The organism is Mycolicibacterium vaccae NBRC 14118 = CIP 105934, assembly GCF_001552715.1.
GTDB classification, from domain to species: Bacteria; Actinomycetota; Actinomycetes; order Mycobacteriales; family Mycobacteriaceae; genus Mycobacterium; species Mycobacterium vaccae.
Map to the genome: position 1 here is coordinate 1 of NZ_BCRS01000317.1, position 2,194 is coordinate 2,194.

The 2,194-nt window shown below is 70.7% G+C and carries 2 protein-coding genes and 1 pseudogene; 1 reads left to right on the forward strand and 2 read right to left on the reverse strand.

Features of this window, described 5'->3' with window-relative positions; genetic code table 11:
• On the reverse strand, positions 1-955 hold a 955-nt coding region (xseA, locus tag MVA01S_RS29600), incomplete at its 3' end, for an exodeoxyribonuclease VII large subunit (RefSeq protein WP_060941829.1).
• Positions 956-977: 22 nt separating this feature from the next.
• Positions 978-1,580, reverse strand: coding sequence for a lipid droplet-associated protein (locus MVA01S_RS29605; protein ID WP_040540969.1), 603 nt, complete (start codon positions 1,578-1,580; stop codon positions 978-980).
• Positions 1,581-1,633: 53 nt separating this feature from the next.
• Between MVA01S_RS29605 and MVA01S_RS29610 the strand changes: the two are divergent.
• A pseudogene (locus tag MVA01S_RS29610) lies at positions 1,634-2,194 on the forward strand (4-hydroxy-3-methylbut-2-enyl diphosphate reductase); the annotation flags it as partial.

Consider the following 2,194-nt stretch of genomic DNA (forward strand, 5'->3'; position numbering starts at 1 on the left):
GGGCGTCGACCGCGGCCAGGGGTCGGGCCAGCACGGGCCTGCTGCGCAGCTGCGCGACGGTGTGGGCCTCCCGGTTCACCCAGTTGCGCAGCGCGCGGGCGCTGCGCCGGCGCAGGTCGGCGATCAGCGCCTGTTCGGCCGCGGTGTCGGGCACGATCCGCTTCGCGGCGTCGGTCGGCGTCGCGGCGCGCAGATCGGCGACCAGATCGCACAGCGGGTTGTCCGGCTCGTGGCCGATCGCGCTGACCACCGGGGTGGTCGCACGGGCGATCTCCCGGCACAGCGTCTCGTCGGAGAACGGCAGCAGGTCTTCGACGCTGCCGCCGCCGCGGGCCAGCACGATGACGTCGACCTCGGGGTCGGCGTCGAGCGCCCGCAACGCCTCGACGATCTGGGGGACCGCGTTGGGGCCCTGCACGACGGTGTTGCGCACCGCGAACCGCACCGCGGGCCATCGGCCGGAGGCGACGGCCATGATGTCGTGCTCGGCCGCGGATGCGCGTCCGGTGATCAACCCGATCGTGCCAGGAAGGAACGGGATGGGCCGTTTCAGCCGCGGATCGAACAGCCCCTCGGCGTCGAGCAGGCGGCGCAGCCGTTCGATGCGGGCCAGCAGCTCACCGAGCCCGACCGCACGGATCTCGCTGATCCGCAGGCTGAAGGAACCGTTGCGCGTGTAGAACTGCGGCTTGCCGTGCATGAGCACCTGGGTGCCCTCGGCCAGCGGCACCGGGGCGTTGACCACCAGGTCGCGCGGGCAGCTGACGGTCAGCGACATATCGGCGGCCGGGTCGCGCAGCACCATGAAGGCGGTGGTCTGGCGCACCTTGAGCTCGGTGAGCTGACCTTCGATCCAGACCATGCCCAGGCGGTCGATGTACTTGGCGACCCGGGTCGCGACGGCGCGCACCGGCCACGGGTTCTCGGGGGACTTGCCCTGCTCGGGTGCGGTCATCGGGCCGGGCCCGCGGGGGTGCTCACTTCGCGGATGCGCGCGTGATCCTGTTGGCCAGCAGCGTCTGGTACGGGGCGCGGCCCTTGGTGGACTCCTCGTAGGCGAGCAGCGCCTCCAGGTCCGGCACGCGTAACGAGGCCAGCCGGGCGCGCAGCTGGGCCAGCGTCAGCGAGTCGTACTCGATCTCGGTGACGATCTCCGGGGCGTCGGGGGTCTCGGGCGTCGTGGACTCCGACGGGGTGTCGGCGGTCGAGGCCTTGGCGGCGTCCGGGTCGCCGCTGAACAGCGCGAACCGGCCCTCGGTCAGCCGCTCGCCGTCCCGCACGGGCAGCTCGACGACGTCACCGGAATCTTCGCCGGAACCGTCGCCGCCGGCCTCCAGGTCCTCGTCGAATGTCGCCCACTGCGGCTGTTCGTCTTTCGGCGGGAAGATCGTCTCCAGCGTCTCGTCGCCCTTGACCACCAGCACGGCGACGTCCTGCTGCACCTTCATCACCAGCTGGGCGATCTGGCTGGCGATGGTCATCGGGTACATCAGGATGGTCTGGGGGAGTTTGCGGGTCTCCTCGATGGCGGTGACGGCCGCACCCACGAGCAGCCGGACCCCATACGGCGCAGTTGACATGGCCACCAGACTACGGCTGGGCGTTCCCGGCGGCGGGTAAGTACCCTGGACTCATGCCTTCGACCGTCAACATGGGGATTCCCGGTGCCAGCCAGACCGCGCTGCGCTCCGGCGTCGGCGAAGTCACCGGCAAACGCGTTCTACTCGCCGAACCGCGGGGGTACTGCGCCGGCGTGGACCGCGCCGTCGAGACCGTCGAGCGTGCGCTGGAGAAACACGGCGCCCCGGTCTACGTCCGGCACGAGATCGTGCACAACCGCTATGTCGTCGACACGCTGGCCAAGGCCGGTGCGGTGTTCGTCGAGCAGACCGACGAGGTGCCCGAGGGCGCCATCGTGGTGTTCTCCGCGCACGGGGTGGCTCCGACCGTGCACGTCGAGGCCGCCGCCCGCAACCTGCGGACCATCGACGCCACCTGCCCGCTGGTGACCAAGGTGCACAACGAGGCCAAACGGTTCGCCCGCGACGACTACGACATCCTGCTCGTGGGTCACGAAGGCCACGAAGAAGTGGTCGGCACGGCAGGTGAGGCCCCCGACCACGTGCAGGTGGTCGACAACCCCGACGCGGTCGACAACGTCACCGTGCGCGACCCCGACAAGGTGGTTTGGCTG

Excerpts from the sequence above, each read along its gene's own strand:
- MVA01S_RS29605 (WP_040540969.1), bottom strand. The coding sequence starts at position 1,580 with ATGTCAACTGCGCCGTATGGGGTCCGGCTGCTCGTGGGTGCGGCCGTC.